The organism is Marinobacter sp. H13, assembly GCF_059072335.1.
This window is the reverse complement of sequence record NZ_JCACRU010000001.1, coordinates 1,350,878-1,373,893: the sequence shown is the minus strand read 5'-3', so window position 1 is coordinate 1,373,893 and position 23,016 is coordinate 1,350,878. Positions and strand designations below refer to the sequence as shown.

Genomic DNA, 23,016 nt, shown 5'->3' with positions numbered 1-23,016 from the left:
GCGGCGTTTGTTTTTGTCATTGTGAAAAAAGGTTTGCCATGAAAATGAATTTTGCCGGGCGGGAACTGGATATGTCCCGCTGCCACGTGATGGGCGTTCTGAATGTAACACCGGATTCGTTTTCCGATGGTGGCCAATATAACCGGCCGGATGCGGCTCTCGTCCGGGCCAGGCAGATGGTTGCCGATGGCGCCACGTTTATCGACATCGGTGGCGAATCCACGCGCCCGGGTGCCACGCCCGTGTCGTTGCAGGAAGAGCTGGACCGGGTCTGCCCGGTGGTTGAGGCAGCAGCCCGGGAGCTCGACGCGGTTATCTCGGTAGACACCAGTGCGCCGGAAGTGATGGCTGAAACGGCAAAACTCGGGGCCGGCCTGATCAATGATGTGCGGGCCCTGCAGCGTGACGGTGCTCCGGAAGTGGCTGCAAAAGCGGGCATACCGGTTTGCATCATGCACATCCAGGGGGAGCCGGATACCATGCAGGATCGTCCCGAGTACCGGAATGTGCGTCGGGAAGTCAGTGCTTTTCTGACCGAGCGCATCCGCGTTGCGGAGCAGGCCGGAATTCGCCCTGAAAACATCCTGCTGGATCCCGGCTTCGGTTTTGGGAAAAGCCTTGAGCACAACCTGCAGTTGCTGGCCTCCCTTGAGCAGATGCACATCCTCGGGCATCCCCTGCTGGTTGGCGTTTCCAGGAAGTCCATGTTGGGCCATATCACTGGCCGTGAGGTGAATGAAAGGTTGCCTGCGAGCCTTGCGGCCGCGACAATAGCGGCCATGAAGGGTGCCAGTATTATTCGTGTGCACGATGTCAGGGAAACAGTGGACGCTATCCGTGTGGTGGCGGCAGTGAAGGAGGCAGGTTAATGTCCGAGAGAAAGTACTTTGGTACGGACGGTATTCGCGGGCACGTGGGTGAGTTTCCGATAACGCCGGAATTCATGCTGAAACTTGGCTGGGCTGCGGGCCAGGCCTTCAAGCGCGATGGTCAGCGCAACAGCGTACTGATCGGCAAGGATACTCGCCTGTCCGGTTACATGTTTGAGTCGGCCCTTGAGGCTGGCCTTGCGGCGGCGGGTGTGGATGTAAAGCTGCTTGGTCCGATGCCAACGCCGGCAATCGCTTACCTGACTCGCACTTTCCGCGCTTCGGCCGGCATTGTGATCAGCGCCTCCCACAATCCCCACCACGACAACGGCATCAAGTTCTTCTCAGCGGCCGGCACCAAGCTGGACGATGCTCTTGAAGCCGAGATCGAGCGCTGGCTGGACAAGCCCATTGAGGTTTGTGGCCCGACTGAGCTGGGCAAGGCCTCCCGCGTTGACGACGCGCCGGGCCGGTATGTGGAATTCTGCAAGAGCACTGTGCCCAATGAGTTTACGCTCGACGGCATGAATATCGTATTGGACTGTGCCCATGGCGCCACCTATCACGTGGCCCCCAAGGTATTTCGGGAGCTTGGGGCCAAGGTTTCGGTTATCGGTGGCGATCCCGATGGGCTCAATATCAACCTTAACGTTGGCTCCACTCATCTGCAGGCGCTCAAGGCAGCAGTGATCGAAAAAAACGCTGATCTGGGGATCGCATTCGATGGGGATGGCGATCGGGTTCTGATGGTGGATCGGGACGGATCCGAGGTCGACGGCGATGAGCTGCTCTACGTCATCGCGTCCCAACGCTTTGCCGAGGATCGCCTGAAAGGCGGTGTGGTCGGTACGCTGATGACCAATCTGGGTGTCGAGCTTGCTTTGAATGAAATCGGAATCGAGTTCGAGCGTGCAAAAGTCGGCGACCGTTACGTGATGGAGCGGCTGCTCGCCAACAACTGGGTGCTCGGTGGCGAAGGCTCTGGCCACATGGTTATCCGCGACTGCACCAGTACCGGTGATGGTATTGTTTCGGCGCTGCAGGTCCTTCTTTCAGTGTGGAAGTCCGGGAAAACCCTTGCGGATCTGCGGAAGGGGATGAGCAAGCTCCCCCAGAAAATGATCAACGTTCGGGTGGCGCAGCGTTTCGATCCGTTCAGTCGTGATGATATCGTAGCTGCGGTGCGCAAGGCCGAAACCGAGCTGGGCAGTTCCGGCAGGATTCTGTTGAGGGCTTCTGGCACAGAGCCGCTGATCCGTGTGATGGCGGAGGGGCAGGACGCCAGCGAGATTCTTCGGGTAGTCGAGGAACTGGCAAAAGTTGTGGAGAAATCCACCGCTTAATTTTGTGTTTTCAGGCGGTTGTCTGCCGGGAGGGAGTGCTGTATAGTTCGCCCTCCCTAACGTTCGGGAACTGTTATGCGTCGGAAGATTGTAGCCGGAAACTGGAAAATGAACGGGTCGAAAGACCTGGCACAAACGCTGGTAAGCGATGTGCGATCCCAGGCGGCCTCTCTTGATAATGGCGTTGAGGTTGTTATCATTCCTCCCGCTATTTACGTCCCGGACGTGGTTGCCAGCGCAGGCGATGTGCTGTCGGTCGGTGTTCAGAACGTGGCGCAATGGGCGTCCGGAGCCTACACCGGTGAGATTTCCGCGGACATGGCGTTGGATCAGGGCTGTCAATACGCCTTGGTCGGTCATTCCGAACGTCGCCAGCTCTTCGCTGAGACAGACGCTGCAGTGTCCGAAAAAGTCGGTCGCATTCTCACTTCCGGGCTCCAGGCCATGGTTTGTGTTGGTGAAACCCTGGAAGAGCGTGAGGCTGGTAAGGCCGAGACCGTTGTTGCCGCCCAGGTAAAGGCAGGCCTTGCGACGGTCGCAAGCGAGCAGTGGCAGCGTGTAGTGGTTGCCTATGAGCCTGTCTGGGCGATCGGAACAGGTAAAACCGCTACGGCACAGGACGCGCAGGCAATGCATGCGTCGATTCGGCAGGTGCTTTCAGAGATGGGTGCGCCGGCCAATGAGATTTCCCTCCTTTACGGGGGCAGTGTAAAAGCGGATAATGCAGCCGCTCTTTTTGCCGAGCCGGATATTGACGGCGGTTTGATCGGCGGAGCGTCGCTCAAAGCAGAAGATTTTGTAAGTATTTGCCGGAGTGTTCCGGCGGGTACCTGAATTTAAAGGTTCGCGAGAGTCGTTATGGATTGGGTAGAAACGCTGGTAGTCGTTGTGCACGTGGTGATCGCGGTGGCGCTGGTGGGTCTGGTGCTGATCCAGCAGGGCAAAGGCGCAGATGCCGGCGCTGCCTTTGGTGGTGGTGCATCGCAGACTGTGTTTGGTAGTCAGGGTAGCGGTAGCTTTCTCACCCGCTTCACGACTCTGCTCGCAGTGGTATTTTTTGTAACAAGTTTCTCGCTGGCGATTTTTGCCAAGCAGCGTGCCGAAGTGGCAGGCGAAGCCGGTATTCCAGTTGTTCAGGAATCCAGCAGCGCCGCCCCTGCTGATACCGCTGCTGACAATGGCGAAGCCGCAGCCAGCGAAGCCGAGGGTGGGGAGTCTGATCTCCCTGAACTCGAGTAAGAATGTTGCCCGGGTGGTGAAACTGGTAGACACGCTATCTTGAGGGGGTAGTGGCGAAAGCCGTGCCGGTTCGAGTCCGGCCCCGGGCACCATATTAGAAGAAAAACGGCTTGGAGTTTCCAGGCCGTTTTTTTTGGTCAGTCCTTGACCAGTCTGTCCGGCGTCTCTATACTCCGGCGGATATTGGGACCTGCCGCGTGGTGCTGGCGGGTTTCTGGCAGGCCAGGTGTCTGTCAGCAGGAAGCGGTACACCGGTTTGCTTCCTGCGAGTTCTTGCAACAAAAGGCCCCATTGTCAGGGGCTTTTTGATTAAGGGGCCTGGCGCAAAGGGCCCTGGTGCATAAAAAGGGCTGATAAAACAGCCCTTTTTTTGTTTTTGTGGCCGGTAAATTGATAACGGAGAAGGCACAACTTGTCAGCCAAGCTTAAGCAACTGGAAGACATTCTTCAGCCCGTGGTGGAAGGTCTGGGGTATGAGTTCTGGGGCATTGAATTCCGCTCGCAGGGCCATCATTCCCTGTTACGGGTGTTTATTGACGATGCCGAAAACGGCATCGGAGTCGACGACTGTGAGAAAGTCAGTCGCCAGATCAGCGGTGTGATGGATGTGGAAGATCCCATCCAGACCGAATACACACTGGAGGTCTCATCCCCGGGGATGGATCGCCCGCTGTTTCGTCTAGAGCAATACGAGGCCTTTGTTGGTCACCAGGTTCAGATTCGTCTCCGGATGGCATTTGAAGGTCGCCGGAAGTTTCAGGGGCTGATCAAAGGCGTGGAAGGTGATGATGTGGTTGTGGTCGTTGATGATCACGAGTATCTGCTGCCATTCGACAGCATTGAAAAAGCCCACATCGTGCCGGTGTTTGAGTGAACGATTTGAATAAAGTCCGTGGACGCACAGTTGATTTTAAGGGCAGGGCAATCCAATGAGTAAAGAGATCTTGCTGGTGGTTGAATCCGTCTCGAACGAGAAAGGTGTCGAGAAGGATGTGATTTTTGAAGCGATCGAGCTGGCACTGGCCACAGCTGCCAAAAAACGCTTTGAAGACGAAGAGGCGGATATCCGCGTATCAATCGACCGGAAAACCGGCGAATACGAAACCTTCCGCCGCTGGCTGGTGGTGGATAACGATGCCGTTCCTGCGCTGGGCACTGAGCTCACCCTGCAGGAAGCCGAGGAAATCGACCCGGCCCTGAAGCCTGGCGATATCCACGAGGAGAAAATCGAATCTGAAGCCTTTGGCCGCATTGGCGCCCAGGCTGCCAAGCAGATTATCTTCCAGAAGGTTCGTGAAGCTGAACGCACCAAGATTGTGGACAGCTACCGCGACCGCGTTGGTGAGCTGGTGTCGGGTACCGTCAAGAAGGTTACTCGCGACAACGTGATTGTCGATCTGGGCGCCAATGCCGAGGCGCTGCTGCCCCGCGAATTCCTGATCCCCCGCGAGACGTTCCGGATGGGTGACCGGGTGCGTTCGCTGCTGCTGGAGATCCGTACGGATCACCGCGGTCCCCAGTTGATTCTCAGCCGCACCTCTCCGCAGATGCTGATCGAGCTGTTCCGCATCGAAGTGCCCGAGATTGCTGAAGATCTGATCGAGATTCGCGGCGCTGCCCGTGATCCCGGTTCCCGGGCCAAGATTGCGGTGAAGACCAACGATCGCCGTATTGATCCCGTTGGCGCCTGTGTTGGTATGCGTGGCTCCCGGGTTCAGGCCGTGTCCAATGAGCTGGGCGGTGAGCGCGTTGATATCGTGTTGTGGGACGACAACCCGGCCCAGCTGGTGATCAATGCCATGGCGCCTGCAGAAGTGGCGTCCATCGTTATGGATGAAGACCGGCACACCATGGAAGTGGCTGTGGCGGAAGACAACCTGGCCCAGGCAATCGGCCGTAACGGTCAGAACGTTCGCCTGGCCACCGATCTGACCGGCTGGACCTTGAACGTGATGACGGAGGAAGAAGCCGGTGAGCGTCAGGAGCAGGAATACAGCCGGCTTGTCGAGCATTTCACTGGCAATCTGGACGTTGATGAAGAATTTGCCGGTGTACTGATCGAGGAAGGGTTTACCTCCATTGAAGAGGTGGCCTATGTGCCAATGGAAGAGATGCTGGCGATCGAAGGTTTTGACGAGGAAACCGTCACCGAGCTGCGCCGTCGCGCCAAGGACGTCCTGCTGAACCAGGCCCTGGCAAGCGAGGAAGCGCTCGAAGGCGCTGAGCCGGCAGAGGATCTTCTGGGAATGGATGGCATGGACCGTAGCCTGGCCTTCAAGCTGGCCGGCATGGGTGTGCGCACCATGGAAGATCTGGCAGAGCAGTCGGTTGGCGATCTGCTCGAGATTGAAGGTATGGATGAAGAGCGTGCCGGTCAGCTTATCATGACTGCACGTGCCCCCTGGTTTGAAGACCAGGCTTAATTCGGGAGGAGGACCAGTATGGCTGAAGTAACGGTAAAACAACTGGCCGAAGATGTAGGCGCTCCCGTGGATCGTTTGCTGAAGCAGATTGTGGAGGCTGGCCTGAAAGCCCGCTCCGAGAATGATTCTGTCTCCAGCGATGAGAAGCAGCAGTTGCTGGCCTATTTGAGAAAGACCCACGGTGAGGCCGACGCCGAACCGCGCAAGATTACCCTGAAGCGCAAGACCACTACGACGCTCAAGGCCGGCAAGGCAAAGACCGTCAACGTTGAGGTTCGCAAGCGCCGTACCTACATCAAACGGGCGGAATTGCAGCCTGAGGCTGAAGCGCCTAAACCGGAAGAGCCGGTAGCTGAGCAGCAGCCGGAGCAGGCACCGGTGGAAGAGGCGCCAAAGGTAGCGGCCGAGCAGGCCCAGCAGCCGGAAGCGGAGAAGCCCGCAGAGGCAGCGACTGCAGAGCAGCCGGAGCAGGCAGAGAAGGCCGAGCCGAAGAAAGAGCCGGAGCCCGAGCCGGTTCCCGCTCCGGAAGATATGCCGATGCCGCCGCCCGAGGGCGATGGCAAGGACCGCAAGCCGAAGAAAAAGAAAGAAAAAGTTCGCGAGCGCGGCGACGAGATCGAAGAGGGCAAGCCGAAGAAGAAGCAGGCAGGCCATCGTGGTCCTCGCAGTCGTCCGGTGGAAGAGCCGCTGGTTATCTCCGAGGATGAGGAAGAGACCACGCTGCGCAAGCCGCTGCGTGCGAAAAAGAAACCCAAAGAGAAGCGTCATGCTTTCGAGAGGCCGACCAAACCAATGGTCAGAGAAGTAGAGATTCCGGAAACGATATCTGTCGGTGACCTTGCCCAGCGTATGGCAGTCAAATCGGCTGATGTTATCAAGACCCTGATGGGCATGGGCGTAATGGCCACCATCAACCAGGCACTGGACCAGGAAACTGCCGTTCTGGTGACCGAGGAATTGGGTCATAAAGCCAAGACCGTCAGCGACGATGCGTTCGAGGAAGAGGTTCTGAGCGAATTCTCCTTCGAGGGCGGCGAAAAGACCAAGCGGGCTCCGGTTGTGAGCGTGATGGGTCATGTTGACCACGGTAAGACCTCCCTGCTGGACTACATCCGCCGTACCAAGGTGGCCTCCGGTGAGTCTGGTGGTATTACCCAGCACATTGGTGCTTATCACGTAGAAACGGATCACGGCATGGTGTCCTTCCTGGATACCCCGGGCCACGCGGCCTTTACCGCCATGCGTGCCCGCGGTGCCCAGTGCACGGATATCGTTGTCCTGGTTGTTGCCGCCGATGACGGCGTGATGCCACAGACCAAGGAAGCCGTCCAGCACGCGCGCTCCGCCGGGGTGCCGATCGTTGTTGCCATCAACAAGATGGACAAGGAAGAGGCCGATCCCGATCGCGTCAAGACCGAGTTGGCGGGCATGGAAGTCATTCCGGAAGACTGGGGCGGTGACGTTCAGTTCGTGCCTGTTTCAGCACACACCGGTGAGGGCATTGAAGATCTGCTGGAAGCGCTGCTGCTTCAGGCAGAAGTGCTCGAGCTTGAGGCGGCAACCGATGCGCCTGCCAAAGGCGTGGTCGTCGAATCCAGCCTTGAGCGTGGCCGCGGTTCCGTTGCGACTGTCCTGGTACAGAACGGTACCCTGCGTCAGGGCGACATGGTTGTAGCCGGTTCCTACTTCGGTAAGGTCCGGGCGATGACCGATGAAGCCGGCAAGCAGGTCAAGGAAGCAGGCCCGTCTATTCCGGTCGAGATCCTCGGTCTGAACGGTACACCGGATGCCGGTGACGAGTTCTTCGCCGTTGCCGACGAGAAGAAGGCCAAAGAGCTGGCCGAGTTCCGTCAGAGCCGTGAGCGGGAGCAGCGTCTCCAGCGTCAGCAGGCCGCCAAGCTTGAGAACCTGTTCGAGAACATGGGCAAGGACGAGGTCAAAACCCTCAATGTTGTGCTCAAGACCGACGTTCGGGGTTCGCTGGAAGCCATCACCAAGGCCTTGCAGGACTTGGGTAACGATGAGGTTCAGGTCAAGATCGTGTCGTCCGGTGTTGGCGGTATTGCCGAGACCGACGTCAGTCTGGCCATGGCAACCAATGCGGTAATCTTCGGTTTCAACGTCCGTGCCGACACAGCGTCCAAGCGCCTGGTTGAGCAGGAAGGTCTGGACCTGCGCTACTACAGCATCATCTATAACCTGATTGATGATGTGAAAGCAGCCCTGACTGGCATGCTGGCACCGGAATTCCGCGAAGATATTGTTGGCATCGCCGACGTGCGTGATGTGTTCCGTTCGCCGAAGTTTGGTCAGGTGGCCGGTTGCATGGTTACTGAAGGCACGGTTTACCGTAACAAGCCGATCCGGGTTCTGCGGGACAATGTGGTTATCTTTGAAGGCGAGCTGGAATCCCTGCGTCGCTTCAAGGACGACGTACCTGAAGTCCGTAACGGCATGGAATGCGGTATTGGCGTTAAGGGTTACGACGTGAAAGTCGGCGACCAGATCGAGGTTTTCGATCGCGTCCGGGTCGAGCGCAAGCTTGAGTCCACCGGCGCGTGATGCGCCCGATTTTGAAGGAAGCCTAATGCCAAGAGAGTTCAGTCGTATTGATCGCATCGGCGATCAGATGCAACGGGAACTGGCCCAGCTCATCCAGCGGGAAGTCAAAGACCCGCGGGTGGGTATGGTCACGGTCAACGCAGTCAAGGTCAGTCGTGATCTTGGCTACGCCGATATCTATGTTTCCCTGCTTTCCACCGAAGAACTGACGGAAGAGTCTCCGGAGGTCCGGGAATCGATTGCGGTGCTCAACAAAGCCTCGGGCTTTCTGCGGGGCCAGGTAGGTCGCGCAATGAAGCTGCGGGTTGTGCCACAGCTGCGTTTCCACTTCGATACGCTGCAGGGATACAGCCGCAAAATGGATAGCCTCATTCGGGAAGCGGTCGGCGACAAGCCGGCCGTTGACCGCACCGACGATGATCAGGATGACCCGGAGCGTAACGCTTGAGCCGCAGACGCAAAGGCCGTGACGTTAACGGTATCCTCGTTATCGACAAGCCGGCAGGTGTTACCTCCAACGGCATCCTGCAGCAGGTGAAGCGCCTGTTCGGGGCCGCCAAGGCGGGCCACACCGGTGCTCTTGATCCCCTGGCCACGGGCGTGCTGCCGCTGTGCTTCGGTGAGGCCACCAAGTTCTCCCAGATGATGCTCGACAGCGACAAGGCCTACATTGCCACCGCCCGGCTCGGAGTCCAAACCGAAACCGGTGACAGTGAGGGCGCCGTCGTTGCCGAGAAACCGGTACCGGCCGGTCTCACCGCGGAGGTGTTGGAGCCGTTACTTGACGGTTTCCGGGGTGATATCCAACAGGTTCCCTCCATGTACTCGGCGCTCAAGCACAAAGGGCGTCCGCTCTACGAATATGCTCGCGAAGGTATCGAGGTGGAACGTCCGGCAAGACCGGTGACCATTTACGAACTGACGCTCCTGGATATTCGCGAGAATGAACTGGATATCGCGGTCAGCTGCACCAAGGGTACGTACATTCGCTCACTGGTTGAGGATATCGGTGAAGCCCTGGGCTGCGGAGCCCATGTGACGGCGCTGCGCCGTACCATGGCGTCCGGGTTCACCCTGGCCGATGCCCATGCCGTGAGTGATCTGGAGGCGATGCGTGAACGGGGTGAAAGCCTTGATGGTCTCCTCGTGGCACCGGATGCCGCGCTGTCCATGTTCCCCGAGCACCGTCTGGCGGGGCAGGCGCTGGTATCGATCTTGAACGGACAACCGGTTAGAATACCGGGTCAGGCTTACGACGGGTTCGTGCGTCTCTATGCGAATGAGAGCGCTAACGAAAGCTTCGTCGGGCTTGCAGAAGCATTCCCGGAAGGCGAGCAGACCAATCTGGTCCCACGCCGACTGGTGAAAAGCAGCGGAAAGCGTTAGGCGCGTCGCTGTCTAGCCGGGCTGTAGAGATGCGCGGTTCGGCCGTATTCGAAAGCATCGCAAACAATGAGGTGAGTTATGGCACTTTCTGCCAACGAGAAAGCACAGATCGTTAAGGATTTTCAGCAAGGTGATGGCGATACCGGTTCCCCTGAAGTTCAGGTGGCACTGCTGAGCGCGAACATCAACAAGCTGCAGGATCACTTCAAGGCCAACAAGCAGGATCACCATTCCCGCCGCGGCCTGATCCGGATGGTAAACCAGCGTCGTAAGCTGCTGGATTACCTCAAGCGCAAGAACGCCGATCGTTACCTGGAGCTCATCCAGCGTCTGGGTCTGCGTCGCTAATCCGGGTCTTTACGACCTGAGGGCTGTGCCGGTACGTCCGGCGGCAGTCGTCAACCAGCAGTCCTCCTCGCGGGGACTGCTGGTTGTGTTTTTCTCCCACTGCAGTTGGATTGTCTGTGTGTTCGAAGGATTCCCTGTCGTAATGGAAAGCCGAAATTGATAGCAGGTTGTTGAAAAGCCCGGGCCTGGCGGCCTCCGGAACCGCCGCCTCCCAGACCGGGGTTTTGCAACAGCCTGTTAGCTTTCAGACGGGTTGCTCTTCAGACCACAGCACATCATCTGCAGAACTATGGTTTCGAGCGCAGGGGCGCCCGGAACGAATCAATCTGGAACAGATAGACCAGGAGTTTTTTGTGGATCTGAAACCTTTCAAGAAATCATTTGAGCTTGGCGGCAAAACCGTCACTCTGGAGACCGGCCGCATTGCCCGTCAGGCAACCGGTTCCGTACTGGTAACCGTGGATGATATTTCCGTTCTCGGCACCGTTGTTGGCGCCAAAGAAGCCAAGCCCGGCCAGCCGTTCTTCCCGCTGACCGTGAACTACTTCGAGAAGACCTACGCCGTGGGCAAAATCCCCGGTGGCTTCTTCAAGCGCGAAGGTCGTCCTTCCGAAAAGGAAACGCTGACCTCCCGCCTGATCGACCGTCCGATTCGTCCGCTGTTCCCGAACGGCTTCATGAACGAAGTTCAGGTCATCACCACGGTCATGTCCTCCAGCAAGAACCAGGACCCGGATATTGCCGCGATGCTGGCGGCTTCTGCCGCTCTGTCCATCTCCGGTATTCCGTTCGATGGCCCCATCGGTGCGTCCCGCGTGGGTTACACCAATGAGCGCGGTTACTTCCTGAACCCGACGTTTGAAGAACTGCAAACCTCCCTGCTGGACATGGTTGTTGCCGGCACCGAAGACGCGGTTCTGATGGTTGAGTCCGAAGCCAAGGGCCTGACCGAAGACCAGATGCTGGGCGGTGTTCTTTACGGCCACCAGGAAATGCAGACAGCGGTTGCCGCCATCAAGGAGTTCGCTGCTGAAGTTGGCAAGCCCCGCTGGGACTGGCAGCCGGCGACCGAGAACACAGAGCTGCTGAACGCCATCAAGGCCGACTTTGCCGGTGCTATCGAGGAAGCCTACGGCATCCGCGACAAGATGGCCCGTTACGAGCGCCTGGGTGAGGTGAAAGCCGCTGCCGTTGAAAAACTGGCCGGTGAAGAGGAAGGCCAGCCTTCCGAAGACGAAGTTAAAAAGTACTTCGGCAAGATCGAGAAGAGCGTGGTTCGCCAGCAGGTTATCGATGGCAAGCCCCGGATCGACGGTCGTGACAACAAAACCGTCCGTCCGATCGAAATCGAAGTGGGCGTTCTGCCCAGCGTTCACGGTTCTGCCCTGTTTACCCGTGGCGAGACCCAGGCCATCGTGACCACCACGCTGGGTACCTCCCGCGATGTGCAGATCATTGATGCTCTGGAAGGCGAGCGCAAGGACCCGTTCCTGTTCCACTACAACTTCCCTCCGTACTCCGTAGGTGAAGCTGGTCGTGTGGGCACCCCGGGCCGCCGCGAAGTCGGTCACGGTCGTCTGGCCAAGCGTGGTGTTCTGGCGGTTATGCCGACCCTGGAAGAATTCCCGTACGCGATCCGTGCGGTTTCCGAGATCACCGAGTCCAACGGTTCCAGCTCCATGGCTTCTGTCTGTGGCTCCAGCCTGGCACTGATGGACGCGGGTGTACCCATCAAGGCACCGGTTGCCGGTATCGCCATGGGTCTGGTCAAGGAAGGCGACAAGTTCGCGGTTCTGACTGACATCCTGGGTGACGAAGATCACCTGGGCGACATGGACTTCAAGGTGGCCGGTACCCAGGAGGGCGTAACTGCCCTGCAGATGGATATCAAGATCAACGGCATCACCGACGAGATCATGGAAATCGCTCTCGAGCAGGCTCACGCTGCGCGTCTGCATATCCTGGGCGAGATGAACAAGGTGATCTCCGAGCCGCGTGCCGAGCTGTCTGCCCGTGCGCCGAGCATCACCACCATCAAGATCAATCCGGAGAAAATCCGCGACGTTATCGGTAAGGGCGGTTCTGTTATCCGCGCGATCTGTGACGAGACCGGCGCCTCCATCGATCTGGATGATGATGGCAACGTGAAGATCTACGCCGACAACCAGGAAGCTGCCCAGGCGGCGGTTAACCGGGTCAAGGAAATCACGGCCGAGATCGAAGTGGGTGCTATCTACAAGGGCCGCGTAGAGCGCATTGTAGACTTCGGTGCCTTCGTTAACATCCTGCCTGGCAAGGATGGTCTGGTGCACATTTCCCAGATCTCTGATCGCCGCATCGAGAACGTGACTGACGAGCTGAGCGAAGGTCAGGAAGTTCTGGTGAAGGTGCTGGATGTGGACAACCGTGGTCGCGTGAAGCTGTCCATGAAGGAAATCAAGGAAGGCGATCAGCCGACCGATTTCTCTGCCTGATCGTTTTCGGGCTTAATAAAAACCCGCCTTTCCTCTGGATTGGCGGGTTTTTTCTTGCGCTTGGCTTGGTTGCAAGCGGCTGTTGGGTTTCCCTTTTCAAAAGACGCTACGAGCACATCCATGTGCGCTTGTTTCGGGCCGTCCTTGGCCCTCAACACTTTTGAAAAGGGAAACCCAACAGCCGCCCACACTCTATCGCCCAGCATTCATGAAGCGAAGCACCTCTCTCCGGTACCCGGGAATAACAAACGTCGCCCCGTGAGGCGTATCCGTCTGCAAGAACTCTTTGGGCTCCTGTGCTGCCTCAAACAGCGCCTCTCCATGATGAAAGGGAATAATCCCGTCTCGAACGCTGTGGATTACCATCACCTGCACCGGACTGATCCTAGGAATATGATCCACACCTTCGTAGTCGTCGGGTATGGTCCAGCTTAGCGGGATCTGCAACGGCCAGGTAAGCCAGAACCCACCTAATTTCTCCCGGGCGATCTTGCGAAAGCCGGAGAAGGTACCATCCAGGATTACACCGTCCAGCCGGGGCTGTTCCTCCCTCTGAGTCCATTCACTGGCCAGGGCGATTCCGAGACCGCCGCCGAGGCTCTGGCCGAGGATGTATAGGGGGCGGTCGGTCACGTCAGGTTTTTTGGCCAGCCAGCGCAGGCCGGTTTCCACGTCGTGCAGCGCGCCTTCGATGTCCGGGTCACCGGTGGATTTGCCGTAGCCCCGGTAGTCGATGGTAAAGACGTTGTAGCCTCTCTCGGGCAGCCACGCTACGTTGAGGATGTGGCTGCTGACGTTCTGGGCGTTGCCATGCAGGAAATAGACTGTGCCCCTGGCGTTGTTCTCAGGGGCTTCTGCGGGCAGCCACCAGCCATGGAGGGTTTCGCCGTCGGCCGTGTCGAGGTAGATGTCTTCGTATTCGAGGTTCAGTCGGTCCGGGGTGATGTAAGTCACCCGATCCGGGTAAAAGAAAACGCTGCTGCAACCGGATAGCAGCAGAAGCGCAACCAGAAGCCCGCTTAACCGGGCCGTGGTGGCAGTCAGAAATACGCGTGGATTCCGGCGTGCCATAGGCTTTGATACCTGTCGTAGTGGTCTTCCCGGGTGAACTCGGCAAACAGACTGAACTCGCGGCCGATGTGCCAGTTGGCTTTGGCGTAAAGCTGGTCCTGGCGGTGCTGGCTGCTGACGATCCAGGCCTTGGTTTTGGCACCGGCGAGCAGGCTGAACTGGTTGTTCTGATGGAGCAGGCCGATGTCGGCGCCGGGGGCAGCATCGTAGCCTCGGCGCAGGTCGTCGTCGATTTCAAGGTCGGCGGTGGCGATGGCAAAGGCCTGGGTCTGGTTGCCAAGGCGCCAGCTGCCGCCAGCTCCGCCCTCGAGATAGGGCGTCAGGACCCGATCGTTGCCAGTATCCGTGCGGCGGCCACCAAAACCTACCTGCCAGGACAGTGGCGAGAAAAAGGCGTTCCGCGGGCTCAGGGAGCGGATTTCCACGCCGGTAAGCTGTTCCAGTTGAAGTTCGTCGTTGTCGGTATACAGGCGCGCGTCGAGTCGGAGGAACTGCAGCTGGGCACCGGTACGGTAGCCGGCCGGCGGGTCCAGCACATCGTGGTAGGCCGGGCGCAGGGTCAACTGGGTGAATTCCCTGTGTGCCTGCTGGCCTGCTCCGAGGCTCAGTCGGAAGGTGTCGTGGCCCTGATCATCCCGAACTACCGGTTCGGGTGGTTCCTCGGGCGGTGCGACGTCGCTGATCTGGCTGCGCTCTCTCAACAGGTCATGGGAGAGTGGTGCGGCGATTTCACGGGGCCAGCCGTCGGCCTCGCTCTTGTATCGAACATAATCGTAGGTGGCGTCCAGAACATGTGCTCTTTGCTCGGCTGGCAGTGACTTCACTTCGCTACCATCAGCGGCTACATATCCGTTGGCGACGGCTGCCGCAAGGGTCTGTTGATCGTCGGGCAGGCTAGAGAGACTGTAGGCCACCGACGTGGCAGCCGAGGGGCGGTAGTAGACTTCGCTGACCAGATCCTTGTCGACCACCCAGCGAACCGTGTCCGACGGAATGGCGTGAGTGCTTACTTCCCCCAAAAGGTCCGTGCCCGGGCGGGCAATGTCTATCAGCGCCAACAGGCGATAGGCGCAGTTTTCATCGAAGAAGTAATAATCAAAATTCCGATCCCGTATTTCCCAGGCGTGGGCAATCATCAGGTCCACTTCATCCTGGGTAAGGTTCAGTTTGTACTCCCACAGGTCACGATGTTCGATGTCGGAGTAAAGCCGAATTTTCTCGTAGTACGGCTGGACCGTAGTGATGCCGGGATAGCCGCCGAAAATGCCCTTGTACGCGAACAGCAGTTCACTGTCGTGGGCGGCGGCATCAGCGGCATAGGAGATTGTGTTGGCCAGCAGCAGGTTGGTTTCGTCGTCATCCTGGGGTGGGTCCAGGCGCAGAAACGTGTGCCCGAACATGGAAGACGGGCTGTTGAGGTAAGAGGCGGCAAACACCAGGGTCACCGTCTCGGTGTTCAATGTTTCCGACCATTCCTGGAAGCCGGGACACTCGATCTCCGGTAGCGACAGATCAAGTTGCTGACTGAGCCAGGTTGCCCGTGCCGGGAAGCGGCAGAGGGCGTGGTCGTCGCCTTCCCCGTCTATCTGGATAGCATCCAGGGTGGCTTTGAGCTCTGCCCGGGGGGAGTGCTTGCCATTTTCGCTCAGGAAAAAGGCCGGATCATCGGCCTGGCTGGTATATCCGCTACCAAACCTGTCGGGTTGATAATGAATGAGTGTGAGCCAGGCAGGGTCGAGATGGAGCTCGGTTGCGTGTTCAGGCGAATTGGCCTGGGTCGGCAGGCTGACTGCAAGCCAGATCAGGGCTGGCCCAATGCGAAGCATGTTGCCCATGGGTTGGTGCTGCATCCGGGGTTGAACAGGGTAGAGAATGGAACGATGCGCCGTCCCTGGCGCATGAGAGTCCCTTCAAGGAGCCTGGATCAGGCTGCTACGTATTTGCTGAGTGACTCGTTTTGCTCCAGGAGCGCGACGATGGCGTCCACGGCTTCGCCGGAGGTGGTGTCAGAGTCCGGGAAAATGGTGGCAAAGTTGTCCTGCAGCACCTTGCGGAACGCATCGCGATCCGCTTCGTCAACACCCAGAAGTACTGCCAGGGTGTCCAGGTTCTCGCCGGAACCGCGGGACATGTCCCGGGCCACCTTGTCGATGTTGCTGTCCATGTACATGGCCATGGACTGAACAGACTGGTTGGTCTGGCAGCCAAGGGTACCTGTGGTCATACCAAACGTCTGGTTACCAAAGGTACCGTTGGTGGTTGCAGCGAGTACGTGGGGGGCAATGCCGGATTGTCCTTTCCAGATCATGGCACCGACGCCACAGCCCGGTTGGGCAAAGGCCATGGAAGAGGCACCAAGAAGAATTGCACCTGCGATCAGTTTTTTCATTATCCACTCCTTCCTGTGGTTTAAAGCTGTCGTCGCAATACACAATGCTGCTCCTGACGTGGAGCAGCATTGCGAAAACGGCCCTGACTGGTCTTGTGGAGACAGGTTGACCGTTGATCTGAGTATAGTTGAAATCCAGCCAACGCAAGTTTAAAGATTGGTGAGTATTTGATTTAGCCCAAAAAAAACCGGAGCAGCGTGCATGCTCCGGTTTTATGCTTCGAGGCAAGGATCCAGGATCAGCCGCCCAGATAGGCGTTCTGGACATCCGGGTTGTTGAGCAGATTCTTGCCCGTGTCGTGCAGGCGAATCTTTCCGGTTTCCAGCACGTAACCCCGGTCTGCCAGGTTGAGGGCCTGGTGGGCGTTCTGCTCGACGAGGAAAACCGTAATGCCTTCCTCGCGAAGCTGGCCGATGATCTCGAAGATCTGCTTGATAATCAGCGGTGCCAGGCCCAGTGATGGTTCATCAAGGATGATCATCTCTGGCCTGCTCATCAGGGCCCGCCCGATAGCCAGCATTTGCTGCTCGCCGCCGGACATGGTGCCGGCACGCTGATGTTCACGTTCCTTGAGGCGCGGGAAGAGCTCGTAGACGTGCTCCTGGCTCTTGCGGATTTCGGCCTTGGTGTTGAAGAAACCACCCATGTGGAGGTTTTCCTCCACGGTCAGGCCCGAGAACACCCGACGCCCCTCCGGAACAATGGCGATGCCGGAGCGCATGATCTGCGCCGTGGATTCGTTGGTGATTTCCCGGCCCTCCAGGAAAATGCGTCCTGAACTGGCCCGGGGGTTACCGCAGACGGTCATCAGCAGCGTGGTCTTGCCGGCGCCGTTGGCGCCGATCAGCGAGACGATCTCACCCTTTTTGACTTCGACAGACACCCCGTGCAAGGCCTCGATCTTGCCGTAGTGGGTATGGACATCTTCTAGTACTAACATGTGTTTACCTCAGGCCTCGCCCAGATAGGCTTTGATCACGTCGTCGTTCTGGCGGATTTCTTCCGGTGTGCCACTGGCCAGGGGGCGGCCCTGGTTGATGACGTTGATGCGGTCGGAAATATCCATTACCAGGCTCATGTCGTGCTCAATCAGCACTACGGAAACGTTGTAGTCCTCTTTCAGGCTGATGATCAGCTGGTTGAGTTCCTTGGTTTCCGCCGGGTTGAGGCCGGCTGCCGGCTCGTCGAGCATTAACAGCTTGGGCTCGGTGACCATGCAGCGGGCAATCTCCAGACGCCGTTGCTGACCGTAGGCGAGGTTGCCGGCTTCCCGGTTGGCCAGATCCAGCAGGCCAACCCGATCCAGCCAGTAGGCGGCCCGATCCAGGGATTTCTGCTCTTTGGTCCGGTAACTGGGGGTTTTGATCAGGCCCGAAATCAGGTTGGTGTTCAGGTGGCGGTGTTGAGCCACCAGCAGGTTTTCCACCACCGTCATCTGGCTGAACAGCCGCACATGCTGGAAAGTGCGCACCATACCCAGTCGGGAGATCTTGTAGTCGGGTTTACCCTGTACTTCCTTGCCCTCGAACAGGATCTTGCCGCCCGTGGGCTTGTAAAAACCGCTCATGCAGTTGAATACAGTGGTTTTTCCAGCCCCGTTGGGGCCGATGATGGACACAATCTCGTGTTCCTGAACGTCCAGAGACACTTCGTCTACCGCCAGCAGGCCGCCAAAGCGCATGGACAGATTCTGTACTTCAAGCATCGTCTGTCACTCCTGCCTTTTGAGTTCAATATGAATGCGGCGCATGGGCATCAGGCCCTGCGGACGCCAGACCATCATCAGCACCATAGCGGCACCGAAGATCAGCATGCGGTATTCGGAGAACTCACGGGCCAGTTCCGGCAGGATGGTGACAGCGATTGCCGCCAGTACCACACCGATCTGGGAACCCATGCCGCCGAGAACCACGATCGCCAGGATGATGGCAGACTCCAGGAAAACAAACGATTCCGGGCTGATGAAGCCCTGCTTGGAGGCGAACACAGTGCCGGCAAAACCGGCAAAGAAGGCGCCAATGGTAAAGGCGGACAGCTTCACTGCGGTGCGGCTGAGACCCAGGGAGCGGGCAGCGATCTCGTCTTCCCGCAGTGCTTCCCAGGCCCGGCCCACGGGCATCCGCATGAATCGACGGATTACGAGCGCGGTGAATACCGCCAGAACCAGGGCAATGAGGTACAGGAAGATAACCTTGTGCTCACCGCTGTAGGCGATGCCGAAGGTTTCGTGGAACGAGGTGTTGCCCTCTTCCTTCACCCGGCGCCCGAATTCCATGCCGAACAGGGTTGGATCGGGGATGCCACCAATGCCGTTGGGGCCGCCAGTCAGCGTCGTCCAGTTGTTCAGGAGTATCCGGATGATCTCGCCAAACCCGAGGGTTACGATGGCCAGATAATCCCCCCGCAACCGGAGTACCGGAAAGCCCAGCACCAGACCGAACAGGGCGGCAAGCAGAGCACCGATAGGCAGTGCCAGCCAGAACGAAATGCCGGTGTACTGGGAGAGCAGGGCAAAGGTGTAGGCGCCCACGGCGTAGAATGCCACGTAGCCAAGATCCAGAAGTCCGGCCAGACCGACCACGACGTTCAGGCCAAGGGCCAGCATCACATAGATCAGCACCAGTGTGGCCAGATCCACGGAACCGCGGGACACGAAGAAGGGCCAGAATAGTGCAAGAACCACGATGCCGGTCAGTACCCAGGACTCAATCTTTGCCCGACGGTTTTCCGCCATCGGCTCTTTGTTGGATTGGGGCAGAGGATGGGGAATGCTCTTCAGGCCTCCCATGATCTGTTCCCGGAACATCTGGAACAGGAATACGATCACTGCCGCGAGCAATACCATCACGATGGTGGTGGCATCGGCGCCGGTCAGGGTCACGTTGATGCCCTGGGCCTCAAGATTGAACCCAATGATCGGGTAGGAAATGATCAGTGTAATGAACGCGCAGAAAAGTGCGTGTCTGAAATTGTTAGCAGCCATCAGATCTTCTCAACCTCCGGTTTGCCGAGCAGGCCGGTGGGTTTGAACAGCAGAATCAGAATCAGCAGGCTGAATGAGATCACATCCTTGTACTCACCGCTGAGGTAGCCGGAGGTCATGCTCTCTGCCACGCCCAATATCAGTCCTCCCAGCATCGCGCCGGGTATGCTGCCAATGCCGCCAAGTACCGCTGCGGTAAAGGCTTTCAAGCCGGCAATGAAGCCGAACAGAGGATCAACCGAACCGTAGTACATGCCCAGAAGCAGGCCGGCAACGGCTGCCAGTGCCGCACCGATCACAAAGGTTGCCGAGATGATCCGGTTGGTGTCGATGCCCAGCAGGTTGGCCATACCCAGGTCCTGTGACACGGCCCGGCAGGCGCGGCCAGTCCGTGAACGGGAAATAAACAGGGACAGGGCTGTCATACAGATCAGTGTGGTGATGAAGATGGTGATCTGCATATAGGACAGGGACATCTGGAAACCGTCACCGGAACCGAAGTTGAAACCACCGTCAATCAGGGCCGGGAAACCAATGTTGCGGGATCCCTGTGCCAGGTGAACGTAGTTCTGCAGGAAGATGGACATGCCGATGGCGGAGATCAGCGGGATCAGGCGGTGACGCCCCCGCACTGGCCGGTAAGCCACCCGTTCCACTGCCCAGCCCATGGAGCTGGAAACGATCATGGCACACAGCAGGGCGACGATCAGTATCAGCGGCAGCCAGGCAAGGCCGAGGGCGGTGAGGCCGGTAATGGCAATCAGCGCCGTGTAGGCACCGATCATGTAGATTTCACCATGGGCAAAGTTGATCATGCCGATGATGCCGTAAACCATCGTGTAGCCGATGGCGATCAGGGCGTAAGCGCTCCCGATCGTCAGCCCGTTGATGAGCTGCTGTGAGAAATAAAGGAGGTCTTGCATTGTTATGGGACTCCGAAAGCCTGCTCTCTCCGCTACCACACCCCGTGTCCGGGATATCCGGGCAGGAAGTGGGGGAGGATCAACAGGAGCCTAGAAAAACACCTTCTCCCGGATCGCGGTGAGAAGGTGTTCTCATGATTACCGTTTGTTAACGATTTTGGCTCAGTTTACCGGAGTTTTGCTTCCATCTGAATGCCATTCGTACACAACAAACTCGAATGACTTCATGTCGCCGGCCTTGTCGTATTCAACGGTGCCGATCGGAGTCTGGAAGGTGCCTTCGCGCAGCGCAGCGGCAACATCGAACGGATCGGTGGAGTCGGCCGCTTCAATACCTTCTGCCACCAGTTGAACCGCGGTGTAGGAGGTCAGAACGAACGGACCGGAAGGATCCTCGCCTTTGTCCTGGAACGCCTTCACGAGCGCCTGGTTTTCAGCTTTCTGATCGAATGCCGGTGGCAGGGTTACCAGGAGGCCTTCGGCTGCTTCGCCGGCGATAGTATTGATGTCCTTGTTACCCACGCCCTCTGGGCCCATGAAACGGGCATCCAGACCAGCGGAGTCAGCCTGGCGCAGGATCAGACCCAGCTCCGGGTGGTAACCGCCGTAGTAAACGTAGTCCACATCAGCTTGCTTGAGCTTGGTGACCAGTGATGAGAAGTCCTTGTCACCGGCGGTGATGCCTTCGAACATGGCGATTTCAACGCCAGCGTCCTTCAGGGTGTCACGAACCGCGGTGGCAATACCTTCACCGTACTGCTGCTTGTCGTGAACGATGGCCACGCGCTCAGGACTCTGTGAGGCGATGTAGTTGGCGGCAACCGGGCCCTGCATGCTGTCGAGGCCGATCGTACGGAACACCAGTTCATAGCCACGCTCGGTAATTTCCGGGCTGGTGGAAGCCGGCGTCACCATCAGGATGCCTTCATCTTCGTAGATGTCAGATGCGGGCTGGGTAGAGCTGGAGCACAGGTGGCCGATTACAAAACGAACGCCATCGTTGACCAGGCTGTTGGCAACCGTTACGGCCTGCTTCGGGTCACACACGTCGTCGTATTCAACGGCAACGAGCTCTTCGCCCATGACACCGCCATTGGCGTTGATCTGCTCGATCGCCATGCGGGCGCCAGAGAATTGCATGTCACCATACTGGGCAACGGGGCCAGTCATGGGGCCGGCGATACCGATCTGGATTTCTGCGGCGGCGTGGCCGGCACCCATCAGGGCGACGGAAGTACTAACAGCGGTTACGAGTTTTTTTACTGAAGTTCTCATTGAGTCTGTCCTGTTTTATTTCAGGGTTATTCTTGTGTTCTCAGAGAGTTAAACAAGCACCACACCCCGCTGCTTGTCAACTGGATGAGTCTGGGGTTTGGTCCGGAACACGGGCCTGTCTGCAGAGGCAAATCCCGTGCCGCTCTGAGCGGTGTCACGCATCCGTGCTGTTTTCTTCATCCTGGTAGACCAGCTCGCGGAAGCTCTCATGTTCGCGCAGCTGATCAAAACTAACGTCTACGGAAGCATCGTCGCGGTATGCCTCGGAAATTTCAATAGCTTTCTTCAAGGTGCTTACTGCGTCCTCCCAGCGGCCGATTTCCGCATAGGCGCATGCCAGCTGATAGTGCGCGTGGCCATTATCCGGTGCAAGCTTCAGCGCGCGTTGGCAGAGACTGATGGCCCACAACGGTTCCTGCATTTCCAGGACAGCGTCGGCCTTGTAACTCAGAGCTTCCACATCATCCGGGCGAAGATCCAGAATCTGGTCGTAGGCGGAAATCTTGTTCTGCTGTGAGGTTTCCTGGCTGGCTTTCAGCCACAGGGAATGCACTTCGTTGGTGCGCTCGATCTCGGCCTGGTTCTGGTGAATGATGTCGGATTTCTGCTTGAGCTGGTCCTCGATGAACTCGAGCCGTTGCTCATACTCGATCACCAGCTCGTTGACCCGTTTTTCGGCCAGACTGGTCAGCTGATTGCGCATGTCCCGGATGGAGTTCCAGCCGATCACCACGAGAATGGAGGTGGCGCCGGCGATCAAGTAAAAGAAGTAGGTAACGGTATCGGTGGCATAGGACATGGTTTTGTCGGCAACGGACAGTTCCTTGTCTACCACCTTTTCGATCAGTTCTGCGCGGGTGTTCTGCATTTCTTTGCGCAACGCTTTGCTCTCTTCTAACAGGTAAAGCTCGATGAAAGGGGTATACATCGGCTTTTCCAGCGTCTTGATGCTCTCTCTCAGGTCTTCTGAGGTGAGTTCTCCCTCTGGCCCCAGTTTATCCTGGGCGAAGAGGGTACCGGCGAACGTCGTCATCAAAAGAAAAGGCAGGAAATACTTGATCATCGGGCGCATTCCGTCCGTCTGTCGTAAGTGGAACAAGTGGGAAACCTTAGCATAGTGGAAGGCCGAAGAAATGCCGGGAATCTCCCTGACTTGCAATCATGGGTGCAAAGACCTCTAATAGTTAGGGGTATAAAGAAATTCCCATGACCGAATCGGAGTATTGCTGTGAACAGTTATGAAGATGTACTGGTAGCTCTCAGGCGGGTTATCCGGGCGACGGACCTTCATTCGAAGCGTCTCAGCAAGCATGCCGGGCTCACGGGGCCCCAGCTGCTGATCATGAGAACGATTCGGGATCTGGGCGAGGTGACTATCGGCACCATTGCGGAAAAGGTCAGTCTCAGCCAGGCGACGGTAACCACCATCCTGGATCGCCTCGAGCATCGGAAACTGGTTTATCGGGTACGCAGCACCCAGGACAAACGTAAGGTTCACGCGCACCTGACCGAGGAAGGTGCAGATCTTCTGGCCCGGGCGCCCAATCCGTTGCAAGAGGATTTCATTCAGAAATTCCAGAGCCTGGCGGAGTGGGAGCAAACCATGATTCTGGCCTCGCTTCAGCGGGTGGCCAACATGATGGATGCCGATGATATTGATGCATCACCGGTGCTAACCGTTGGGTCGGTTCTGAAGGATGACGGGTGGAAGGAGAAAGCCTGACCTCAAT

General features: G+C 57.9%; 22 protein-coding genes and 1 tRNA gene. 13 read left to right on the top strand and 10 right to left on the bottom strand.

Annotation, left to right across the window (positions count from 1 at the left end; all coding sequences use genetic code 11):
- Positions 1-38: 38 nt before the first annotated feature.
- The 12 genes from folP (at position 39) to pnp (ending at position 12,644) form a co-directional block, all read left to right on the top strand.
- Positions 39-869, top strand: coding sequence for a dihydropteroate synthase (gene folP / locus AC5JQH_RS06595; RefSeq protein WP_008171527.1), 831 nt, complete (start codon positions 39-41; stop codon positions 867-869).
- Entirely contained in the window at positions 869-2,212 is a 1,344-nt protein-coding gene (gene glmM, locus AC5JQH_RS06590; protein WP_008171529.1) for a phosphoglucosamine mutase, read from the top strand. The genes folP and glmM overlap by 1 nt, the downstream gene beginning before the upstream one ends.
- Positions 2,213-2,287: 75 nt before the next feature.
- Positions 2,288-3,046: a triose-phosphate isomerase gene (gene tpiA, locus AC5JQH_RS06585; RefSeq protein WP_273084572.1), complete on the top strand. Its 759-nt coding sequence runs from the start codon at positions 2,288-2,290 to the stop codon at positions 3,044-3,046.
- A gap of 24 nt (positions 3,047-3,070) precedes the next feature.
- Complete coding sequence (gene secG / locus AC5JQH_RS06580; protein ID WP_008171532.1) at positions 3,071-3,451, top strand: preprotein translocase subunit SecG; 381 nt, start codon at positions 3,071-3,073, stop codon at positions 3,449-3,451.
- Positions 3,452-3,458: 7 nt separating this feature from the next.
- Positions 3,459-3,543, top strand: a tRNA-Leu gene (locus AC5JQH_RS06575).
- A 320-nt stretch (positions 3,544-3,863) separates the two neighbouring features.
- Positions 3,864-4,325, top strand: a complete 462-nt coding sequence (rimP, locus tag AC5JQH_RS06570) for a ribosome maturation factor RimP (RefSeq protein WP_008171533.1) — start codon at positions 3,864-3,866, stop codon at positions 4,323-4,325.
- A 55-nt stretch (positions 4,326-4,380) separates the two neighbouring features.
- Positions 4,381-5,874, top strand: a complete 1,494-nt coding sequence (gene nusA / locus AC5JQH_RS06565; protein WP_014578293.1) for a transcription termination factor NusA — start codon at positions 4,381-4,383, stop codon at positions 5,872-5,874.
- Positions 5,875-5,892: 18 nt separating this feature from the next.
- Positions 5,893-8,436 carry a translation initiation factor IF-2 gene (infB, locus tag AC5JQH_RS06560; protein ID WP_053113040.1) on the top strand — a complete coding sequence of 848 codons (2,544 nt, stop codon included), beginning with the start codon at positions 5,893-5,895 and terminating at the stop codon, positions 8,434-8,436.
- A gap of 25 nt (positions 8,437-8,461) precedes the next feature.
- Complete coding sequence (rbfA, locus tag AC5JQH_RS06555; protein WP_008171536.1) at positions 8,462-8,884, top strand: 30S ribosome-binding factor RbfA; 423 nt, start codon at positions 8,462-8,464, stop codon at positions 8,882-8,884.
- Positions 8,881-9,822 carry a tRNA pseudouridine(55) synthase TruB gene (gene truB / locus AC5JQH_RS06550; RefSeq protein ID WP_053113039.1) on the top strand — a complete coding sequence of 314 codons (942 nt, stop codon included), beginning with the start codon at positions 8,881-8,883 and terminating at the stop codon, positions 9,820-9,822. Before rbfA ends, truB begins: the two co-directional genes overlap by 4 nt.
- A 78-nt stretch (positions 9,823-9,900) precedes the next feature.
- Positions 9,901-10,170, top strand: coding sequence for a 30S ribosomal protein S15 (gene rpsO, locus AC5JQH_RS06545; RefSeq protein WP_008171539.1), 270 nt, complete (start codon positions 9,901-9,903; stop codon positions 10,168-10,170).
- A gap of 359 nt (positions 10,171-10,529) precedes the next feature.
- Positions 10,530-12,644, top strand: coding sequence for a polyribonucleotide nucleotidyltransferase (gene pnp / locus AC5JQH_RS06540; protein WP_493805972.1), 2,115 nt, complete (start codon positions 10,530-10,532; stop codon positions 12,642-12,644).
- Here the strand turns inward: pnp and AC5JQH_RS06535 are convergent.
- The 10 genes from AC5JQH_RS06535 to AC5JQH_RS06490 form a co-directional block, all read right to left on the bottom strand.
- Entirely contained in the window at positions 12,620-12,850 is a 231-nt protein-coding gene (locus tag AC5JQH_RS06535; RefSeq protein WP_008171543.1) for a hypothetical protein, read from the bottom strand. The two genes, pnp and AC5JQH_RS06535, sit on opposite strands and share 25 nt — an antisense overlap.
- Positions 12,837-13,715, bottom strand: coding sequence for an alpha/beta hydrolase (locus AC5JQH_RS06530; RefSeq protein ID WP_008171545.1), 879 nt, complete (start codon positions 13,713-13,715; stop codon positions 12,837-12,839). Before AC5JQH_RS06530 ends, AC5JQH_RS06535 begins: the two co-directional genes overlap by 14 nt.
- Positions 13,685-15,550 carry an Lnb N-terminal periplasmic domain-containing protein gene (locus tag AC5JQH_RS06525; RefSeq protein WP_008171546.1) on the bottom strand — a complete coding sequence of 622 codons (1,866 nt, stop codon included), beginning with the start codon at positions 15,548-15,550 and terminating at the stop codon, positions 13,685-13,687. Before AC5JQH_RS06525 ends, AC5JQH_RS06530 begins: the two co-directional genes overlap by 31 nt.
- 89 nt (positions 15,551-15,639) lie before the next feature.
- Complete coding sequence (locus AC5JQH_RS06520) at positions 15,640-16,104, bottom strand: DUF3015 domain-containing protein (RefSeq protein ID WP_008171548.1); 465 nt, start codon at positions 16,102-16,104, stop codon at positions 15,640-15,642.
- 239 nt (positions 16,105-16,343) lie between these two features.
- The gene (locus AC5JQH_RS06515) at positions 16,344-17,045 is read right to left on the bottom strand and encodes an ABC transporter ATP-binding protein (RefSeq protein ID WP_008171549.1); all 702 of its coding nucleotides are present in this window, start codon (positions 17,043-17,045) and stop codon (positions 16,344-16,346) included.
- 9 nt (positions 17,046-17,054) lie between these two features.
- Positions 17,055-17,810 (bottom strand): high-affinity branched-chain amino acid ABC transporter ATP-binding protein LivG, encoded by a 756-nt coding sequence (gene livG, locus AC5JQH_RS06510; RefSeq protein ID WP_008171552.1) that lies wholly within the window; start codon positions 17,808-17,810, stop codon positions 17,055-17,057.
- 6 nt (positions 17,811-17,816) lie between these two features.
- Positions 17,817-19,088: a high-affinity branched-chain amino acid ABC transporter permease LivM gene (locus AC5JQH_RS06505; protein WP_008171555.1), complete on the bottom strand. Its 1,272-nt coding sequence runs from the start codon at positions 19,086-19,088 to the stop codon at positions 17,817-17,819.
- Positions 19,088-20,011, bottom strand: a complete 924-nt coding sequence (gene livH, locus AC5JQH_RS06500; RefSeq protein ID WP_493805407.1) for a high-affinity branched-chain amino acid ABC transporter permease LivH — start codon at positions 20,009-20,011, stop codon at positions 19,088-19,090. The genes AC5JQH_RS06505 and livH overlap by 1 nt, the downstream gene beginning before the upstream one ends.
- 162 nt (positions 20,012-20,173) lie before the next feature.
- Complete coding sequence (locus AC5JQH_RS06495) at positions 20,174-21,286, bottom strand: branched-chain amino acid ABC transporter substrate-binding protein (RefSeq protein WP_053113032.1); 1,113 nt, start codon at positions 21,284-21,286, stop codon at positions 20,174-20,176.
- A 154-nt stretch (positions 21,287-21,440) separates the two neighbouring features.
- Entirely contained in the window at positions 21,441-22,349 is a 909-nt protein-coding gene (locus AC5JQH_RS06490; RefSeq protein ID WP_008171560.1) for a TPR end-of-group domain-containing protein, read from the bottom strand.
- A gap of 165 nt (positions 22,350-22,514) precedes the next feature.
- Here AC5JQH_RS06490 and AC5JQH_RS06485 point away from each other — a divergent pair, with 165 nt between their 5' ends.
- Positions 22,515-23,009 carry a MarR family winged helix-turn-helix transcriptional regulator gene (locus AC5JQH_RS06485; RefSeq protein WP_008171562.1) on the top strand — a complete coding sequence of 165 codons (495 nt, stop codon included), beginning with the start codon at positions 22,515-22,517 and terminating at the stop codon, positions 23,007-23,009.
- The last annotated feature ends 7 nt before the right edge of the window (positions 23,010-23,016 follow it).